Annotated in this window: 16 protein-coding genes; 12 read left to right on the top strand and 4 right to left on the bottom strand. The window is 42.4% G+C overall.

Translation table 11 applies throughout. From position 1 onward, the window contains the following. The first annotated feature begins 181 nt into the window (after nt 1–181). Nucleotides 182–1,132, top strand: a complete 951-nt coding sequence (locus SporoP17a_RS08945) for a hypothetical protein (RefSeq protein WP_083034335.1) — start codon at nt 182–184, stop codon at nt 1,130–1,132. Nucleotides 1,133–1,138: 6 nt separating this feature from the next. Here the strand turns inward: SporoP17a_RS08945 and nhaC are convergent, their stop codons facing one another. Then, on the bottom strand, nt 1,139–2,518 hold the full coding sequence (nhaC, locus tag SporoP17a_RS08940) for a Na+/H+ antiporter NhaC (RefSeq protein ID WP_237262302.1): 1,380 nt from the start codon (nt 2,516–2,518) through the stop codon (nt 1,139–1,141). Between the two features lie 265 nt (nt 2,519–2,783). On the opposite strand from nhaC, the gene SporoP17a_RS08935 reads away from it, so the two are divergent. Both SporoP17a_RS08935 and SporoP17a_RS08930 read left to right on the top strand, forming a co-directional pair. Next, nucleotides 2,784–4,043, top strand: a complete 1,260-nt coding sequence (locus SporoP17a_RS08935; RefSeq protein WP_083034333.1) for a cytochrome P450 — start codon at nt 2,784–2,786, stop codon at nt 4,041–4,043. Between the two features lie 254 nt (nt 4,044–4,297). Then, complete coding sequence (locus SporoP17a_RS08930) at nt 4,298–5,794, top strand: DASS family sodium-coupled anion symporter (RefSeq protein WP_083034332.1); 1,497 nt, start codon at nt 4,298–4,300, stop codon at nt 5,792–5,794. A gap of 253 nt (nt 5,795–6,047) precedes the next feature. On the opposite strand, the gene SporoP17a_RS08925 is transcribed toward SporoP17a_RS08930, so the two are convergent. Further along, complete coding sequence (locus tag SporoP17a_RS08925) at nt 6,048–7,550, bottom strand: APC family permease (RefSeq protein ID WP_083034331.1); 1,503 nt, start codon at nt 7,548–7,550, stop codon at nt 6,048–6,050. 235 nt (nt 7,551–7,785) lie between these two features. Here SporoP17a_RS08925 and SporoP17a_RS08920 point away from each other — a divergent pair, with 235 nt between their 5' ends. The 3 genes from SporoP17a_RS08920 to SporoP17a_RS08910 are packed head-to-tail and all read left to right on the top strand — an operon-like array spanning nt 7,786 to nt 10,047. Further along, nucleotides 7,786–8,607 carry an amino acid ABC transporter substrate-binding protein gene (locus SporoP17a_RS08920; protein ID WP_083034330.1) on the top strand — a complete coding sequence of 274 codons (822 nt, stop codon included), beginning with the start codon at nt 7,786–7,788 and terminating at the stop codon, nt 8,605–8,607. After that, nucleotides 8,597–9,313 (top strand): amino acid ABC transporter permease, encoded by a 717-nt coding sequence (locus SporoP17a_RS08915; RefSeq protein WP_083034329.1) that lies wholly within the window; start codon nt 8,597–8,599, stop codon nt 9,311–9,313. Before SporoP17a_RS08920 ends, SporoP17a_RS08915 begins: the two co-directional genes overlap by 11 nt. Then, complete coding sequence (locus tag SporoP17a_RS08910; RefSeq protein ID WP_083034328.1) at nt 9,310–10,047, top strand: amino acid ABC transporter ATP-binding protein; 738 nt, start codon at nt 9,310–9,312, stop codon at nt 10,045–10,047. Before SporoP17a_RS08915 ends, SporoP17a_RS08910 begins: the two co-directional genes overlap by 4 nt. 656 nt (nt 10,048–10,703) lie before the next feature. Here the strand turns inward: SporoP17a_RS08910 and SporoP17a_RS08905 are convergent. Next, nucleotides 10,704–11,018: an MGMT family protein gene (locus SporoP17a_RS08905; protein WP_083034327.1), complete on the bottom strand. Its 315-nt coding sequence runs from the start codon at nt 11,016–11,018 to the stop codon at nt 10,704–10,706. Between the two features lie 120 nt (nt 11,019–11,138). Between SporoP17a_RS08905 and kynU the strand changes: the two genes are divergently transcribed. The 4 genes from kynU (at nt 11,139) to SporoP17a_RS08885 (ending at nt 15,561) form a co-directional block, all read left to right on the top strand. Next, entirely contained in the window at nt 11,139–12,410 is a 1,272-nt protein-coding gene (gene kynU, locus SporoP17a_RS08900) for a kynureninase (RefSeq protein WP_083034326.1), read from the top strand. Continuing rightward, a complete protein-coding gene (gene kynB / locus SporoP17a_RS08895; RefSeq protein ID WP_083034325.1) occupies nt 12,407–13,039 on the top strand; it encodes an arylformamidase in 633 nt (210 codons plus the stop codon). Before kynU ends, kynB begins: the two co-directional genes overlap by 4 nt. Then, nucleotides 13,036–13,854 carry a tryptophan 2,3-dioxygenase gene (kynA, locus tag SporoP17a_RS08890; protein WP_083034324.1) on the top strand — a complete coding sequence of 273 codons (819 nt, stop codon included), beginning with the start codon at nt 13,036–13,038 and terminating at the stop codon, nt 13,852–13,854. The genes kynB and kynA overlap by 4 nt, the downstream gene beginning before the upstream one ends. A 66-nt stretch (nt 13,855–13,920) precedes the next feature. Then, the gene (locus tag SporoP17a_RS08885; RefSeq protein ID WP_083034323.1) at nt 13,921–15,561 is read left to right on the top strand and encodes an S-layer homology domain-containing protein; all 1,641 of its coding nucleotides are present in this window, start codon (nt 13,921–13,923) and stop codon (nt 15,559–15,561) included. A 203-nt stretch (nt 15,562–15,764) separates the two neighbouring features. Here SporoP17a_RS08885 and SporoP17a_RS08880 read toward each other — a convergent pair whose 3' ends face one another. Beyond that, nucleotides 15,765–16,997, bottom strand: coding sequence for a dicarboxylate/amino acid:cation symporter (locus SporoP17a_RS08880; protein ID WP_237262301.1), 1,233 nt, complete (start codon nt 16,995–16,997; stop codon nt 15,765–15,767). A 184-nt stretch (nt 16,998–17,181) separates the two neighbouring features. Here SporoP17a_RS08880 and SporoP17a_RS08875 point away from each other — a divergent pair, with 184 nt between their 5' ends. Further along, nucleotides 17,182–17,601 carry a MarR family winged helix-turn-helix transcriptional regulator gene (locus SporoP17a_RS08875; protein ID WP_083034322.1) on the top strand — a complete coding sequence of 140 codons (420 nt, stop codon included), beginning with the start codon at nt 17,182–17,184 and terminating at the stop codon, nt 17,599–17,601. Nucleotides 17,602–17,613: 12 nt separating this feature from the next. Continuing rightward, nucleotides 17,614–18,804 carry an MFS transporter gene (locus tag SporoP17a_RS08870; RefSeq protein ID WP_083034321.1) on the top strand — a complete coding sequence of 397 codons (1,191 nt, stop codon included), beginning with the start codon at nt 17,614–17,616 and terminating at the stop codon, nt 18,802–18,804. Nucleotides 18,805–19,005: the final 201 nt, after the last annotated feature.

The raw sequence follows: 19,005 nt of genomic DNA, 5'->3' as shown, positions 1-19,005 counted from the left end.
AATGATTATTTGTGAAATAGTTTTGCGACTAGAAATATGTAAAAGGATATTGCCTGTCATAATAATGAATACCACTTTTCATGCATTGATCTTTAGTATGAGAAGACCTTAAAATAATATGCATAAAAATGATGAATCCTTATTTGATACAACTGCGTATAAGAAGAAAGGAGTGATCAACATGCGGCAAGATATTCAAGAACGGCAAAATCGTCTACAGGAAAAACGAGTAAATCAACGGCGCTTGAAAAAACGCTTAGAGCAGACGAGCGAAAAGCTACTCACTATGAAACAAAAGCGTGATCAACTTCACCGACAGTTAACGAAAGAGCAGCAGGATGTTGTGAAGCTTGGCAAGTTTTCATTTGCAAACAAGATCAGTGAATGGACAGGTAGATGGGACGAGAAGATGAAAAAAGAAATTGAAGAAGCGGCAGAGGCGGAATTAAAATATAATGAAACAGAAAAACATGTACTTGATCTGACTGCAGAGGTAGAAGATTTGCGTATGGAACTAGAGAAACCAGACTTCGTGCATATTGCTGACGATTGGGAAGACTTCTTGAAAGAAAAAGAATCATGGATTCGTTTGAATGATTCCGTTGCCAATCAAACTCTCCAAAAAATTTCCGACGATCGTGTGCGTGTCTATTCTATGTTGCGTGAAATTGGTGAAGCGTTTGAAGCAGGGGAAAAGGCGGAACGAGCTTTGGTGAGGGCAATGAAGAAGTTGGATTCAGCCGAAGGAATTTCGGTGTGGGATACATTTTTAGGGGGAGGCATTTTTGTTTCCGCATTAAAGTATTCCGAAATCAATAGCTCGGATGATCATATCCATGAAGCACAACGAGCACTACGTCATTATGAGACGGAATTGATGGATGTGCAAGACGCTGCGACAGATTCTTTCCAAGTAAATAAAAATGATGTTTTTACATTCACGGATGTGTTTTTCGATAATATATTCTCTGACTGGATGATCCATACGCGAATTACCGATGGCAAAAAGAAGCTACACGCAATCATGCAAGACGTCCGTCGCATACAGGACCGACTTGCAAGAAAACGTGCAGCCTTAGATGAAGAAATCCGGCGGCTTGATCAGCAGCAAGATGATATGATCCTGTCGTAATGTAAATTAAATGCGGGTTAGTGTCTTTCCTAAATAGCCAAACAGTACAGTCAAAATTGGGCTTAATAAACAGAAAAACGCAAATGGTAAATAAGCAATCGTTGATACATCAAGCACAGTCGTGATGAAAATCCCCGCTACACTCCATGGAACAAGAGGATTAATGACGGTCCCGGCGTCTTCCATAACACGGCTCAAGTTTTTATTTGCAAGTCCAACCTTTTCGTAGCTGGATTGGAAAGCTTGGCCCGTCAACAAGATAGATAAATACTGCTCACCGATTAAAACGTTGATGCCGATTGCAGTAAGCGCAGACGTTAAAATTACTGATGACACTTTACGTAGTGCACTTTCAATTTTCGCAAGTAAGCATTGCACAATACCTAATGTAAATAGCATGCCACCCATACTAAGAGCAAGCAACACAAGCGAAATCGTGAACATCATGCCTTCCATGCCATCACTGCGAGACAATAATTCATCCACAACTGCGACACCTGTGGATCCTTCATAGCCACTAAATAAAATATTCAATACTTCAGTAAAACCATAGAATGTATGGATATATCCAACGATAATGGCAGACAGTGCACTGACAGCCAACGTCAGAATGGCTGGTACTTTGACGAATGTCAAAATGATCAGCACGACTACAGGAATCAAGGTATACCAATGTATCAAATTTGTGCCGATTAGTGCGTCACTATATTTTTCGATTGTCGAAAAATCGCTAGACGTCACATTGGGTGATAACACACCAAATAAGATAAGTGAGATGAAAAACGCGGGAAATGTTGTCCATCCCATGTTGCGTATATGTTCAAATAAGTCTACACCCACAATCGAAGAGGCTAAGTTGGTTGTATCAGACAACGGTGACATCTTATCCCCAAAAAATGCACCCGAAACAATTGCACCCGCCGCAATTGGCAAAGAAAGCTCCAGAATATGCGCCATACTGATGAACGCTACACCAATCGTGGCAACAGTTGTCAATGAACTACCGACCGATAAGCCGATAATAGCTGTGACGATGAAGACGATGGCGTAAAAAAATGTTGGCGTAATGATTTGGAGTCCAGCATAGATCAAGGTAGGAATCGTTCCGCCCATCATCCAGCTACTCACGAGAACTCCGATGAAGAAGAACAAAAACACCGCGCTCATTCCAGAACTTGCACCTTCAACTAACCCTCGTTCCAACTCCTTGTATGAAATTTTCTTCCATAATCCATAGCCAAATAATAAAAGGATAGCAAATAAAATGGGTACATGTGGTACAGATTCAAATACTATGATGCTGGCACTGATCATCGCTACAATCAGCATTGTCAATATGACTGACGCTTTAAATGTTGGCGTATGAATCGCCTTAATTGGGAACATACTTATTACCTCCTGTAAATATAGAAAAACTCCTGTCATCCCCTTTAAGGACGAAGGAGTATCTGATCAGTCTCCCCTGTAGTTGCGAATAGAAGTATAGAAGACATAGATTCATTATATAATAGATCGCTCTTTACATGTATAGAAAGTTATCGTTTTGAATTTTATCACTTCAGAAAGATATGTCAATAGAGGAATGGACCGATTACTTGCACGCTGAACGGGGTAAAGCAATAGAAAGTATTCAAAAAGGAAGTGATGACTCATGCAGGAAAGTAGACCAATACCAAAATTAGAAAGGAAAAATCAGACGGCTAGTATGATTCGTGAAGGTTATCAGTTTTTGGATAATCGCAGAAGAGGGTTACAATCCAATATATTTGAAGCGCACATACTTGGAGAAAAAGTCATTTGCCTATCTGGAGAACAAGCTGCAACGCTCTTTTATGATACGGAGAAATTTATTCGAAAAGGAGCTATGCCGAAGCGCTTTCAAGAAACGTTAACGGGTGAAGGTGGCGTGCAATCACTCGATGGGGTAGCGCATCGCCATCGTAAAGAAGCTTTCATGTCGCTTATGTCTGCAGACAAGATCGATCAGTTGAAAGAAATGTTGAAAAATCGATGGGAGCGGAAGCTTAATGACTTTGAAAAACAAAAAGAAGTGAATGTTTATAGCGAATCACAGGAATTACTTCTTCGCTTAGCCTGTCAGTGGGCAGGCGTCCCATTAAAAGAACAAGAAGTGCAAGAGAAAAAGGAAGCGATCGTTCAGCTCTTTGAATCACCAGTGACGCTTGGATATAAGCAGTGGAAGGCGAAGAATGCACGACAGGAATTGGAGACATGGATTGGTGGTCTTATTAAGTCGGTTCGAAAAGGTGACTTGATTCCTTTTGAAGGCACCGCTATGAAAGTCTTTGCCTTCCATCGAGACGAACAGGACAAGTTACTGGATGAAAAAATAGCGGCTGTAGAAGTATTGAACGTCATTCGCCCAATTGTGGCGATCTCTATTTATATTGCATTTGAAGTACACGCGATCATTCAACATCCGCAACATCAAAAGAGATTGGCTTCAGGAGATGAAAAAGATTTGCAAGATTTCGTTCAAGAAGTACGCAGACTCTATCCTTTCTTCCCGTTTAACGCTGCACGCGTGAAGGAAGACTTTAAATGGGAAGGCTATGCGTTTAAAAAAGGGACGCTGACAATGCTCGATTTTTATGGGACGAATCATGATCCATCCCTATGGAATAATCCTGAAGTATTTGATCCGACGCGATTCGAGGATGAACCGATTACACCATACAATCTCATACCACAAGGTGGTGGAGAGTTCATACTTAACCACCGCTGTGCTGGAGAGTGGTTGACAATCGAAGTGATGAAAGTGAGTTTGGATTACTTTGCGAATCGTATGACATTCGATGTGCCTAAACAAGACTTGAGCTACAGCCTTGTCAACATCCCAAGCATCCCAAAAAGTAAAATCATTTTAAAGAATGTGAAACGAAAAGACTGACAAGCATTTGGCTTTCTAAGAAGTGATCTACTTCTTCCAAGAACATCTTATATATAAAGCTCTCTGGATGCATCAGAAGAATACGTTTGCCCGAAAGGACTCATTGGCTCACTGAGGGTCATATTGAACACCCCCTATTAAAATGCGTTGCAACGACGCCCGAATATGTTTCTGAAATCACATTTTAACACACGTCATGAACACATTTAATTGTAAATTATTTAGGGGACTATTATAGAAAGGAATGAATACTGGTGACCACAACACAAGAAGTTGCTCCTCAGCCTGATAAGCAGACGCGTAATCTGAAGGGGTTATGGATACTCTTGGCATTTGCTGTACTCATAACTATCGTTTTATTACCCAACCCTGCAGATCTACCTGTAGTCGGCCAAAGAGCACTGGCCATCTTAGCATTCGCGGTAATCTTATGGGTGACTGAAGCCGTACCGTATCCTGTCAGCGCAGCGATGATTCTTGGTTTAGCTGCAGTACTCCTCGGCCTTGCACCAAACATGGAAAATACTGGAGAACTGCTAGGAACGAAAAACGCCTTAAGAATGGCATTGGTTGGATTCTCAAGTCCTGCAGTAGCACTAGTAGCAGCGGCATTGTTCCTCGCAACCGCCATGCAGACGACCAACCTTCATAAACGATTGGCGCTTTATATCCTGTCGAAAGTAGGCGTCAAAACCGGTGCTATTATTTTTGGGTCCATCATCGTGTCCATCGTCTTGGCATTCTTCGTACCGAGTGCAACAGCACGTGCCGGAGCGGTCGTACCGATCTTGCTTGGTATGGTCGCCGCGTTCGGATTGCCGACAAACAGTCGACTAGGGGCTTTGCTCGTCATTACAGCTGTTCAATCCGTCTCGATTTGGAATGTTGGTATTAAAACAGGTGCTGCACAGAATATGGTAGCACTTGGCTTTATTGAGAAGGAATTTGGTGTATCTGTCGCGTGGAGTTCTTGGTTCTTGTACGCAGCTCCATGGTCCATTCTCATGTCGATCGCTTTATTTTTCATCATGAAATTGGTTATCAAGCCTGAAACACAAGTAGTTGAAGGCGGTAAAGAATTGATTCAAGGGCAATTAAAGGAACTCGGTAAAATCAAAGCTTCCGAACTTCGTTTGATTGTCGTTGCAGTTGCTTTACTTTTCTTATGGGCAACAGAAGAAAAACTACACCCATTTGATACAACAACTGTCACCATTGTCGCTATTGCGATTTTACTAACGCCGAAAATTGGTGTGTTCGATTGGAAAACCGTTCAGCAAATGATTCCATGGGGTACGATCGTCGTCTTCGCGGTAGGTATCTCAATGGGTACACTACTACTAGATACAACAGGTGCACAATGGCTGTCTGATAAAGTGTTCGGTGCAATGGGCTTGGATACTATGCCGTTGCTAGCAACTATTGCCTTACTGTCACTGTTTAATATTTTAATTCACCTTGGATTTGCAAGTGCAACGAGTTTGTCATCTGCACTGATTCCGATTTTTATTGCGTTAGCAACGACGATTTCACTTGATGTCAATGAAGTCGGATTCGTCTTGATTCAGCAGTTCGTCATCAGTTTCGGTTTCTTACTGCCAGTCAGTGCTCCGCAGAACATGCTAGCATATGGAACCGGTGCGTTTTCAGTGAAAGACTTCTTGAAGACAGGTGTCCCACTCACGATTCTTGGTTACTTGTTAATCTTATTATTTAGTGCAACTTACTGGCAGTGGATTGGTCTTTTATAAGACTAGACGTAATAAAAGCAGAGGCCGTTATGGTCTCTGCTTTTGCATGTAGATGGGAAGGTGTAAGTAAGGAAAAGTTGGCGATAGATGCATGTTCAGGTATGCCCATGATCATTTCCCTGAGTGGCTACATTCGCTTGCAATCGACTCGTTTGTTAAGTCGAAGTTAACGATTTGTAATCATTTACTAAGTATTAAGAAAGGACCGCCACAAGAAGTGTAGACTTGTGGTGGTCCTTTTCAATTAGTATACCTACGAACGAGTAGCCTCTGGAATAGGTAGATCTATATCAGTTTCTGTATCCGTTACTTCTGATTCGATGGACTTGCCTAACACATAATACTCGGTTTCTTCTTGTGTTAGGCTATTGTAACGCTTGCGGATCACCGCGTAGAAGATTACACCAACGACCGTCCAAGCGAGTAGTAATAAGTAAGAAGGTGTTGTAAGTGCCGCTGGAGAATTTGGCACAAGTAGTAATGCCAAGAATGAGCCACTTGCAATCATACCCAATAATGCTAAAAGCTTTTTCAATGGTGCAATTTCACGTCCGATTTCCTCTTTGCCCCAAGCCAATACTTTAAACGCAGCCAGACAAGTGAAGAAGTAGGCTACAGAGACACCTGTTGAAGACATATCAACAATCCAAGTCAATGCTTGGCGGCCGAACCATGGCGTAGGTAATGTAATTAGCGCTACAAACCAGATTCCCCATTTCGGTGTTTGGTTTGTTGTCATCTCGCGGAAGAAATTGGGTAATGCACGTGCGCGCGCCATAGAGAATAATAAACGACTCGAGGACATGAAAAATCCATTCAACCCGGTGAAGATTCCCATGACAATCGCCACTGCCATAACGCCTAATCCACCAATTCCTAATGCGGATCGAACCACATCACCTGTTACCCATAAATCGCCACTTCCGATGTTAGCAGATGCTGGGTATGACCAACTAGTTAAGCCAATCATGATTGCATAGATTATGAAAGATGTAAAGAGAGAAGCTACAATTAGCATAGTGGCTTTACGAGGAGAAAAATTGAATTCTTCCGCAGCTTGTGGCACATTATCGAATCCGACGTATGCCCATGGTGCAATTGCCAATACTACAAGTATAGAAGTAATAATTGACTGATTCCCTTTAAACAATGGTTGCAAATTCGCAAGTGGTTGTTCTGCCCCGGTGAATGTGAAGATACCGAGTACTATGACGCCGGCAACAAGCAAGACGCTGAAATAAAATTGAATTTGACCTGAAATACTTGTTCCTGTCGTATTAATAAATGCGAATGCTAAAATCAGCAAACTGGCCACGATGATCTCAGGTATGTATACGTCCCACCCTGCGACGCTATAGAGAAACCCTTGCTTCATGAATCCTGGTGCTAAAAATTTCAGTAATAAAGTGAGTGCAGAAGCATTTAATGCGACGATCGATATGTACCCAAGTGACAAAAACCAACCGCAAATGAATGCCCATATCTTTCCCGCTGCTACAAAAGCATATGTAAATCCGCCCCCGGAAACCGGAAACTTCTTAATCATTACACCATAACTGGAGGCGATGATCATCATCACGAGTGCACCAATTCCTAATCCAATGATTGCGCCTAGTGGTCCAGAAGATTGAATCCAATCACCCGGTAAGATGAACGCTCCCCAACCAACAGATGAGCCGAGTGCGATTGCAAATACCCATGATGGCTTTAATGTTTTATTTAATTTCCTTCGTGCATTCTCAGATCCTTGATCCATACGATCCAACCCCTAAATTTATAGTATAGCGAATGTATGCCCTTTCTTTAGGGAATCAAAACGTGTTAAGCGTCATATTATTATTTTACTATTTCAAGTCAGAAATATTTAGTTTCATCAAGGAATTCTGTATAGTGTAATAACGCATAATGCAAGCTTTACATGTTGACAGAGTCTACTCAATCTTTTATGATTCTTAACAACAAATACTTATAAGAATAGTGGGGTTTTATAGATGAAGAAAGTACTTACACCATTTATGATCGTATTATTGGCCGTTGTTTTAGCTGCCTGTGGTGGTAAAGAAGAAAGTAAGCCCAACGACTCCGCTGAAAAACCAGCAGAGCAAGACAGTCTGCTAGAAGAAGTACTCGCAAATGGTGTGCTCAATGTAGGAACAGAAGGAACATACGCACCATTTTCATTTCATGATGAATCGGGGAAGCTGACAGGCTATGATGTGGAAGTTACTCAGGAAGTTGCCAAACGTTTGGGTGTGGAAGCAAAGTTTTTTGAAACACAGTGGGATGCTGTTTTCGCAGGGTTAGATGCGAAACGATTTGACATGATTGCCAATCAGGTCGGTATTAACGAAGAACGTAAAGCAAAGTATGAGTTCTCTCAGGCGTATACGCATTCGAACTCTGTCTTGGTTGTTCGTGAAGATGCGGATATTGCATTTGATGAAATGGAAGGAAAGAAAGCTGCGCAGACTTTGACAAGTAACTATGGGGAACTAGCGAAGGCGAATGGTGCAGAAATTATAAAAATCGACGGATTTAACCAAGGCGTCGATTTAGTCATTTCAAAACGAGTAGATGGTACGTATAATGATAAACTTTCCGCACTTGATTACTTGAAGCAAAAACCTGATGCACCTATTAAAGTAGTTGAAGAAGAAGAAATCTCTGAAGACAATCAATCGGAGAGTGCCTTTTTATTCAGACAAGGCAATGAAGACTTAATAGAAGAAGTAAACAAAGCGTTAGATGCGATGCGTGAAGATGGTACATTGAAGAAGATCTCCGAAAAATGGTTCGGCGAAGATGTATCTTAATATGGTCGCATTAAGTCCCGAACGGATACAAAGATTCCAAGAAATCGCATCAACATCCATCGGGCCATTGATTGAAGGGGCTATCAAGTATACGATCCCCTTAGCAATCATTGCATTTAGTATTGGATTGATCATTGCAATCTTTACTGCATTAGCGAGAATTTCATCTAGTAAAATCTTGCGAGCAATTGCACGGGTGTATGTATCGATCATTCGTGGAACGCCTTTGCTTGTACAATTATTTATTATATTCTATGGGTTGCCGACCATTGGTGTCACGATTGATCCGTTCCCGTCAGCCATCATAGGATTTTCCTTGAATGTCGGTGCGTATGCTTCGGAAATTATTCGTGCAGCTATTCTCTCCATTCCTAAAGGACAGTGGGAAGCGGCATATTCTATTGGCATGAATTACTCGCAGGCATTGCGGAAGATTGTTCTGCCGCAAGCTGCTAGGGTTTCCGTACCGCCGCTCTCGAATTCCTTTATTGGACTAGTGAAAGATACGTCCCTTGCTGCGACAATTTTGGTAGCAGAGACATTTAGGCGAGCGCAAGAAATTGCCTCTATGAACTATGAGTTTTTATTCGTCTATATAATGGCCGCTCTAGTGTATTGGGTGATTTGTTTCATCTTATCGATCTTCCAAGGTAGAATTGAAAAACGCCTGGATCGCGTAGTCGGTAAGTCAGGAGGGTTATCATGATTTCTATACAAGGACTGAAAAAGTCTTTTGGATCGCAAGAAGTGATAAAAAATGTAGACTTAGAAATCGAGCAGGGAAAAGTGGTCGTGATCATCGGTCCATCAGGTTCTGGTAAATCTACGCTGCTACGTTGCCTAAATGTACTCGAAACACCGAATGGCGGTGTGCTGTCTATAGATGAGCAGACGCTAGACTTTAATACATCGGTCTCGAAAAAAGCTATCAGTGCATTTCGTCGATTGACAGGAATGGTATTTCAGAGCTATAACTTGTTCCCGCACCTGACAACGACAGACAATGTGACAGAAGGACTCACTACGGTCAAAGGACTGTCACATAAGGAAGCAGTGAAAAAGGCAGAACTGCTACTAGATAAAGTAGGACTGGCTGATCATAAGGACAAGCACCCCTTCCAACTTTCAGGTGGTCAGCAACAACGTGTCGCGATTGCGCGAGCACTTGCGATGGACCCGAAAGTCATGTTGTTCGATGAGCCGACATCCGCTCTTGACCCTGAGCTTGTCGGTGAAGTACTTCGTGTTATGAAGGATCTAGCACATGAAGGGATGACGATGGCTGTCGTAACGCATGAAATGAGGTTTGCTAAGGAAGTCGCCGATGAAGTAATCTTTATCGATGACGGTGTCATTGTAGAACGTGGTGCACCGGCTGAGATCTTCAACCATCCAAAGCATGAGCGGACGAAGAAGTTTTTGAGTTTATTACAAGTATAGATAGCGAAAACGCTTGGCATATCAGATGCCAAGCGTTTTTCTATGTTGATATAAGTGGAAATTAGTTAGCGTAAGCGCTCATTAATTTGTGTAAGTGATCATAGTTCATTCCTAACCGCTCAATGCGGTCGATCAATCGCTCTATTTCTCCTCGCGAGCGCTCTATTGGCTAGTTCGAGCGCTCAATGTGACGCCCTAACCGCTCAATGCATCCCAGCAATCGCTCTATCCCTCCCCGTGAGCGCTCTATTGGCTAGTTCGAGCGCTCATAGCGAGGTCCTAACCGCTCAATGCATCCCAACAATCGCTCTATCCCTCCTCGCGAGCGCTCAATCGGCTTGTTCGAGCGCTCAATGTGACGCCCTAACCGCTCAATGCATCCCAGCAATCGCTCTATCCCTCCCCGCGAGCGCTCAATCGGCTTGTTCAAGCGCTCATAGCGACGCCCTAACCGCTCAATGCGACCCAGCTATCGCTCTATCCCTCCTCGCGAGCGCTCAATCGGCTTGTTCAAGCGCTCATAGCGACGCCCTAACCGCTCAATGCGACCCAGCAATCGCTCTATCCCTCCCCGCGAGCGCTCAATCAACTCATTCAATCAGCTCATACCAACATCTTAACCGCTCAATCTCCATACCCCTCCGACATCCTTCCATTTAGTCTGGATGCCAGCGATACGTATCGAGTGAGACGCGACCGTTTGCATTGAATTGGACACCTTCTGCAAGCAATCGCTCGCGTTGTGTCTCGCCTTTGCCTTCTGCGTTTTCGGGAGTGGAGATTCCACCTTGTGCATTAATGATGCGATGCCAAGGTAACTCATATTTAGCGCTCATCGAATGTAAAATGCGTGAAATTTGTCTGGCACCGCGAGGGTTACCTGCTTCTGCGGCTACTTGCCCATAGGTCATCACACGACCTGGCGGAATTGCTTGAATGATTGCGACAGCTTGTTCTGTAAACTTTTCCATAGGCTAAACCTCCTTTTTTATAAAGTCTAGCATAGAAGTTCAGAAGGAGCATACCGTCGTTTAGAAGACATTGAATGCCAATATGGTATTATTTATGTATAGATAGAAAGGAGAATGTATATGAGCTCCAATACACTTGAGTATGCAAAAGTACTAGATCAGCAAGACGCACTTGCGCCTTACAGGGAGGAATTTTATTTACCGCAGGAGAAAATCTATATGGATGGGAATTCACTTGGACTATTATCAAAGCGTGCAGAAAAGAAGTTGTTTGAACTGCTAGACACATGGAAAACTCTTGCAATTGATGGTTGGACGGAAGGTATGCATCCATGGTATTACATGGCAGAACAAATAGGGGGAAGAATGGCACCACTAGTTGGCGGTAAGAAGTCTGAAGTGATCGCGACAGGTTCTACTACGACGAATCTGCATCAAATGATCTCCACATTTTATCGACCCTCGGGGAAACGAACGAAAATACTAGCGGATGAATTGAATTTCCCATCGGATATTTATGCATTGCAAAGTCAAATTCGTGTCCGAGGACTTGATCCTGAAGAGCATCTGATTCGTGTGAAAAGTGACGATGGACTTACGCTGGATGAAAATCGAATCATAGAGGCAATGACGGATGAAGTGGCGTTGATTGTATTGCCGTCCGTTTTATACCGTAGTGGTCAGGTGCTAGAAATGAAAACGATTACGCAAGCGGCGAGGGAAAGAGATATTATAATTGGCTTCGATTTATCGCATTCGGTTGGATCCGTGACACATGCCCTTCATGAATGGGATGTAGATTTTGCTTTTTGGTGTACATATAAACACTTGAATGGCGGACCTGGATCGGTTGGTGGTTTATTCGTCAATGAACGACATTTCAGTAAAGAAGCAGGTCTTGCAGGATGGTTCGGCTCCGATAAGTCCAAGCAATTTGATATGAATCATACGATGACACCTGCAACCGATGCGGGTGCATACCAAATCGGCACGCCGCATATATTGAGCCTGGCTCCGCTACTCGGTTCACTCGAAATGTTCGAGGAGCTTGGAATGGAGGGAATCCGTGAGAAGTCATTGAATCTGACGAGCTTTATGTTGAGTTGTATAGAGGCTGAACTAGGCGAGTATTCGTTCGGTATTGGGAATCCACTAGACGATTCGCGTGGAGGACACGTATTACTGCAGCACAACGAAGCCGCTAGAATATGTCAAGCATTGAAAGCGCAAGGTGTTATTCCAGACTTCCGTGCACCTGATGGAATTCGGTTAGCGCCTGTTGCATTGTATAATTCATTTGAAGATGTCTGGCAAACGGTGCAAATCCTCAAAAAGATTATGCAAGAAGATGTCTATAAACACTATCCGAATGAACGCGGGGTGGTAGCATGACGAGTCAATGGATTGATATTACACAGCCATTAAATCAGCGTATTGCAGAGTGGCCTGGAGATACACCGTTTACCTATGAAGTAGCCGTATCAAAAGAGCAGTCCGGTTCCGTCAATATCGGCAAATTAACAATGAGTACGCATATTGGTACGCATACGGACGCGCCTTTCCATTATGATAATGATGGATTGAAAATTTTGGAGTTGCCAGTGGATTTATATATTGGCAAGGCTCGTTTGATAGACGTGACAGGAATTAGTTGTGTGACAAGGGCAGATTTGGAGCCATTTGATTTTGACGGTGCAGAACGACTTTTACTGAAAACGGGAAGTCATCCAACACCGACGAAGTTTCCTGAGAACTTCACTGTCATCGGTGAAGATGTCGGGCCGCTATTGAAAGAGCGGGGGGTACGTCTAATCGGCGTAGATACACCATCTGTTGACTCGGAGACTAGCAAAGATCTACTTGGCCACCATTCGCTATATCGCAATGATGTGATCATCATCGAGAATTTAGTATTGCATTCATTAGAAGAGGGAAGTTATGAGTTGATTGCATTGCCTTTAGCATTGGAAGATGCGGATGGAAGTCCTGTGCGTGCGGTCGTTAGGAGGCTACCGTCATGAACGAAAAGGGAATTCATACCGATTTCCGGGCTTCAATGACGTATGGTGAATACCTGCATTTAGATCAGGTGCTATCGAGTCAAAAGCGTCTATCAGGACATCATGACGAAATGCTTTTCATCATCATTCATCAGGTAAATGAATTATGGATGAAACTAATTTTACATGAGTTAGAGACAGCGATTGAATTGATTCAGCAAGATGAATTACCCGAAGCGTTCAAAATGCTAGCTCGCGTCTCAAAGATTCAAACTCAAATCATTCAGGCGTGGGATGTTTTGGCTACGTTGACGCCTGCTGAGTACATGGAGTTTCGAGACAGTTTAGGAAAGGCCTCGGGATTCCAATCCTATCAAAATCGATTGATCGAGTTTGCTTTAGGTTATAAGCAACCACAAATTATAAAAATCTATGAAAAGGACACCGAGCTATCAGAGAGATTGGCGAAAGCGTATGAAGCACCGGGAATTTACGATGTAGCTATTCAAGCTTTAGCACGTGCAGGCTTTGACATCCATGCAGACTTACTAACTCGTGATTTTTCAGTTACGTATAAAGGAGATCCGAGTGTAGCGGCTGCATGGCTTGAAGTCTATCGCGATGTTGATCGTTACTGGGACTTATATCAACTAGCGGAAAAGCTAGTTGATATCGAAGACAGCCATCAGCAATGGCGCTTTAGGCACATGAAAACAGTGGAGCGAATTATCGGTTTTAAGCAAGGCACAGGCGGCTCTTCGGGTGTTCACTATCTAAAGTCTGTACTAGATCATCGCTTCTTTCCAGAACTCTGGGATGTCCGAACTAAAATTTGACAAACTGGTAAGCTAGCAATTATTATTAAATTTACAATAGTTCGAAAATGGAAGGTGGTATGTATAATGACCAAAAAGTCGATTAGCTATGTTGTAATGGCATTTGCCTTAGTATTGCAAATTGCTGTCATGCCATTACAAGCATTTGCTGCGGAGCCTGAAAAAGCGCCTACGTGGATCTCTCCTCTTAATTATTTAGCGCTAGGGGATTCATTAGCGGCCGGTGTCACACCGAATAATGAGTTAGGTAAAGGCTATACAGACCTTTTAGCAGAGGAACTGGCTAACAGTGAAGTATTGCAAGCGAGCAATAAAGGATTTTCGTACCCCGGCTATAAAACAGAGGATGTTTTGAGAGATTTGGAGATGGACGTCACGAAGCCGGTCGTAGGGATCGGACATTCCGACAAAACAGCGACTCTCCATCAATCTGTAAAAGAAGCACAGCTCATTACGTTAACGATCGGTGCAAATGATGTATTGCCGAAAATTACGTTTGATGACAAAGGTGTACCGCAGTTCAACTCGGAAGAAATACAGGCGGCGATCATGAAAGTCGGAATCAATACGCAAAAAATCTTAGCTAAAATTTATCAACTAAATCCGAATGCGCAAGTATATGTGATGGGCTATTACAACCCATTTCCTTACTTGAGCCCACAGAATCAACCATTGGTAAATCAGCTTGTCGTAATGTTAAATGATGGTATTAAAAGTGGCGTGACAGGCACTACAGCGCAGTTTGTGGACACATCAAAGAAAATTGCTGAAGATCCATATACGTACTTACCTAATCCTGAAAATATCCATTTAAGTCAAGCAGGCTACAAAGTAATCATGGAGGCTTTCCACAAATCATTGATGGAGAACTATACATGGTTTGCTAAAGATGCGCTTACCGTTACAGCCAAAGATGCGACAACAGTGGAACTCAACTGGAAACCAGTCATTGATACGGGAATGATCTCAACGTATCAAGTCTTTATTGGCGATAAAATAGTAGGCGAAGTGATGTCGCCCGTCTTATCATATGAAATTACAGATCTTGAGCCGAATAAAGAGTATCATTTCTCTGTTCAAGCCGTTAATCAGAATGGCCAAAAGAGCATACAGCACTTGAATACTAAATACACAATAGATAAACAACCAGTTGAACCAACCGTGGTGTTTACAGATATTGCAAATCACTGGGCTAAAGATGTAATTGAAGTGGCGGCAATGAAAGGTATTGTTAGTGGCTATGCAGATCAGACTTTCCGACCCGACACATCACTGACACGTGCACAAGCTATGTCAATCATCGTTCGCGCATTGGATTTAAAGCCTACAAGCACAAAATGGGCATTTACTGATTTAGCATACTACGCAGACAGCACTAAGATGGATATACAAGCCGCTTATGACCATGGTTTAGTGAGTGGAGTGAACGGTCACTTCATGCCAAACAAGCCGATCACTCGTGCGCAGTTAGCATTAGTGCTGAGTCGAACGTATGAAGTAGTAACAGGAAAGCCATTTACGCCAACGGTAGCAGCACCGTTTACCGATATTAAGAAGTTCTCAAAAGACACGCAGTGGGCAATAGCAGGTCTTTACCAAATGGATATAGCAACAGGGGACAATGGCAAATTCATGCCGAACGATTCCACAACGCGAGCGCATGCCGCAAAGATGATTGTTTATTCTATGGAGGCTATTGCACAATAATAAGGTGAATAATGAAAAAACTGGGGCATAAGTAGAAAATCTAGTGCAATTAACAAAAAAGGCAAAATTAAAACCGCGTAAACCAAGATTCTTTTAACTTGGATTTACGCGGTTTTTTCATTTTATTGAGTTTTGTCTCAGCCTATTTGATTTTGTTCAGTTTCAGGATTAGATTCTAGTCAAACGTCGTTCAATGATGTAGTTTACGCAAACTTCTTACGTGGCGCTTTCTTATCCACCACAGCGGCACCCACAATATCCCCCATGACATTGGAAGCAGTACCCGCCATGCCAATTAATGCATCTACTCCGGCAATCAGAGCGACAATCTCCAAAGGTAATCCGAACATAGTAAGTACTGCAGATAACGTAACTAATCCGGCAGCGGGAACACCCGCCGTTCCAATGGAAAGCAAAGTTCCAATTGCGATGATAACGATAAAGTCTACGGCGGATAAGTTCAAGTTCGTGATATTCGCTGCGAAGACTAGCGAAATGCCCATACGCAATGCACCGCCATCAGAATTGAAAACTGCGCCGAGTGGTAAAGCAAAGTTCGCTGTATTCTCGGAGACGCCCGCCTTTTTTGCAGATTCAATTGCAATAGGTAACGTAGCGATACTACTAGAAGTGAAAAATGCGGTTGTATAGGCATCTTTCGTATTTCGATAAAAAGGTAATACTGGATTTCCAAAGAATTTCAAGAACCCACTGTAGACAAATAACCAGAGAATTAAAACACCAAGATAGAAAACACCGACGAATGATAACAATCCAAGTAATGTTTCCCATCCTTGCTCACCAAAAGCGGTGGCACTGATCGCAAAAACACCTATAGGTGCATATAACAAAACACCTTCAAGAATTTTATAAAACATCGTATTCAAAGCGTTAAAGAAACGATCAAGAAAATTACCCATCTCAACGAGTTTCGTATCAGAAGAAAACTTCATGGAAGACATGGCCATGCCGATGATGATTGCAACGAATAAAATAGCCATCAAATCTCCAGACGTAAAAGCTTCGAAGATATTCTTTGGTACAATTTGCAGTAAGATTTCTGAGAATCCAGGTGCATGGGGAGGTTCTACCACTGCGTCAGTAGGTAAAGTCAAATGTCTACCGGGTTTGAGCCATATAGCCAACGAGAGCCCAATTAATACAGCGGCGGCTGTGGTTGCCGTATAATAGAGAATTAGCTTACCGCCCATTTTACCGAGTTGGGCTAAGTTCATTTGATTAACAGCTAATACAACTGTCAGGAAGATGACAGGAATGGCAATCAAACTGAGTAAGTTCAATAACAATGTTCCGAATGGTTTCAAAAAAGTAGTGTATTCGTTAAAAAAGATTCCAAGTAAGGTGCCCGCAATGAATCCAATCGTAATTTTAGCGACAAAAGGTGTGTTCTTATACTTATTCCAAATGAGGATCACTCTCCTGTTCGTTACTCATTCCCACATCTATCGAACTACGGTGAGAGAATATAAATTATCATATCACATCCGTGTAAATAGGTTGCGATAAGTACCTTGCTATTGCTTTACTTTCCACAAAAAAAGGTTTAAAATAAAATAAATAGTTAGCCAGACTAACCAAATGAATTAGGGGTGTAAATTTATGGAACAAAAACAACAATTTTTTCCGGAATATGTTCAACTCTATCGTCCATTGTTAAATCAATTAAATAATTTGCTAGCACCGTATCGATTATTCCACTCACAATGGGGAATACTGAAGCTGTTATGGATAGATGGTGAAATGACATCGGCAGAGATTGCTATGCGTAAGCAAGTGGAAAAGCCGAGCGTCACCAAAATTGTGCAACGCTTGTTGGAAATGAATTTAGTCAGCATTCGGCCAGGGGTAGATCGCAGGGAGAAATGGATAGGCTTGACCGAGCAGGGACAAGCGACAGTAGTGAAAGTAATGGCTGACTTGGAAGTGTTTTATGAAAACTTACTTGAAGGTGCTACAAAAGAAGATTTAGAAGCAGGTATTCGTGTGTTAAAACTAGCAAGTAAAAATCTTCATATATGAGAGAGTGGTTAAATGGATAATAAAAAGATTTGGACAAAGGATTTTATCGTTACTTCAGTCATCAACTTCTTTTTGATGTTAGTTATGTATTTACTTATAGTGACGATTGCGCCTTATGCAGTGAAGGAGTATAACGTATCAACAAGTGTTGCAGGTCTTGTGTCCGGGATTTTCATCATTGGGACATTAATTGCACGCCTTGCTGTAGGTGGGTTAATAGAAAAGGCCGGTAGCCGGAATATTCTATTAATTGGATTGTTGGTTACTGTATTGGCATCCGTCTTCTATTTTGCTGCAGTAAATTTGCCGTTATTAATGGCGAACCGGTTCTTCCATGGTGTTGGACTTGGCATTTCTTCTACCGCGACAGGAACAATGGTAGCTCAAATGCTTCCACCTTCACGTAGAGGTGAAGGCATTGGATATTTTAGTTTGAGTACAGTTCTCGCTACAGCGGTTGGACCGTTTTTCGGTATTTTCTTAAGCCAGCACTATCATTTCAATATACTCTTTATGTTTTGTCTAGTACTTAGTATTAGTTGTGCGGCCATGTTCTTTTTTGTTGAGAAAGCGCCCACGGCCATGCCTAAAAAAAATGTACAGACGGCAACAAAGAAATTCGAGCTTCACGGTTTATTGGAAGTACAGGCGTTACCGATTGCGTTTGTGACATTGTTAGCAGCTATTGCGTATTCTGGCGTGCTCTCATTTATTTCGTTTTATGCTGAGGAAATCAACTTAGTTAGTGCAGCCAGCTTTTTCTTTTTAGTATACGCTATTGCAGTACTGATTTCGAGACCGTATACCGGAAAATTATTGGATGTAAAGGGTAATAAATTTGTCGTTTATCCTTCATTAATATTATTTGCAGGTGGATTATTACTATTAAGTGGAGCAAATGCAGGGTGGATGTTACTTCTTGCGGGTGGTGTTCTTGGACTTGGGTTTGGTAACTTCCAATCATGCGCCCAAGCAATTGCGTTGCAAGGCGTGAAGCCCGAGCGCTTAGGTGTTGCTACGTCAACGTTCTTTATTTTCTTAGACTTTGGTTTTGGGTTTGGTCCGTATGTACTTGGTTTACTGGTACCGATCATCGGCTATCAGCAACTGTATTTGGTTCTCATGGTTATAGTGCTAATCGCGCTCGGCCTTTTCATGTTATTCAGTCGGACGCGCCAACGTCCTATCGTAGAACAAGATTGATAAACTATGCAAAAAGACACTACTATTCCGTCTGTAGTGTCTTTTCATATGTGTGTTAAACAATTTCGACCGTTACGTTTGGAAGTATAGGAGGTCTGGTCGACTCTGTCGTAAATCTGGCTCGATTGGTTGGCTCTGTGGAAACTCGTAATTTCCATACTGACGGAGATCCCGATGCTATTCCATTCCGATTTTGCTATA

Origin of the sequence: Sporosarcina ureae, from assembly GCF_002082015.1 — a bacterium.
Taxonomy (GTDB): domain Bacteria; phylum Bacillota; class Bacilli; order Bacillales_A; family Planococcaceae; genus Sporosarcina; species Sporosarcina ureae_A.
Note: the sequence above shows the minus strand (reverse complement) of the source record. Positions and strands in the feature narration are given on the sequence as shown.

Coding starts and splice junctions, on each gene's coding strand:
- SporoP17a_RS08945 (WP_083034335.1), top strand. CDS start 182: ATGCGGCAAGATATTCAAGAACGGCAAAATCGTCTACAGGAAAAACGA.
- nhaC (WP_237262302.1), bottom strand. CDS start 2,518: ATGTTCCCAATTAAGGCGATTCATACGCCAACATTTAAAGCGTCAGTC.
- SporoP17a_RS08935 (WP_083034333.1), top strand. CDS start 2,784: ATGCAGGAAAGTAGACCAATACCAAAATTAGAAAGGAAAAATCAGACG.
- SporoP17a_RS08925 (WP_083034331.1), bottom strand. CDS start 7,550: ATGGATCAAGGATCTGAGAATGCACGAAGGAAATTAAATAAAACATTA.
- SporoP17a_RS08920 (WP_083034330.1), top strand. CDS start 7,786: ATGAAGAAAGTACTTACACCATTTATGATCGTATTATTGGCCGTTGTT.
- SporoP17a_RS08915 (WP_083034329.1), top strand. CDS start 8,597: ATGTATCTTAATATGGTCGCATTAAGTCCCGAACGGATACAAAGATTC.
- SporoP17a_RS08910 (WP_083034328.1), top strand. CDS start 9,310: ATGATTTCTATACAAGGACTGAAAAAGTCTTTTGGATCGCAAGAAGTG.
- SporoP17a_RS08905 (WP_083034327.1), bottom strand. CDS start 11,018: ATGGAAAAGTTTACAGAACAAGCTGTCGCAATCATTCAAGCAATTCCG.
- kynU (WP_083034326.1), top strand. CDS start 11,139: ATGAGCTCCAATACACTTGAGTATGCAAAAGTACTAGATCAGCAAGAC.
- kynB (WP_083034325.1), top strand. CDS start 12,407: ATGACGAGTCAATGGATTGATATTACACAGCCATTAAATCAGCGTATT.
- kynA (WP_083034324.1), top strand. CDS start 13,036: ATGAACGAAAAGGGAATTCATACCGATTTCCGGGCTTCAATGACGTAT.
- SporoP17a_RS08885 (WP_083034323.1), top strand. CDS start 13,921: ATGACCAAAAAGTCGATTAGCTATGTTGTAATGGCATTTGCCTTAGTA.
- SporoP17a_RS08875 (WP_083034322.1), top strand. CDS start 17,182: ATGGAACAAAAACAACAATTTTTTCCGGAATATGTTCAACTCTATCGT.
- SporoP17a_RS08870 (WP_083034321.1), top strand. CDS start 17,614: ATGGATAATAAAAAGATTTGGACAAAGGATTTTATCGTTACTTCAGTC.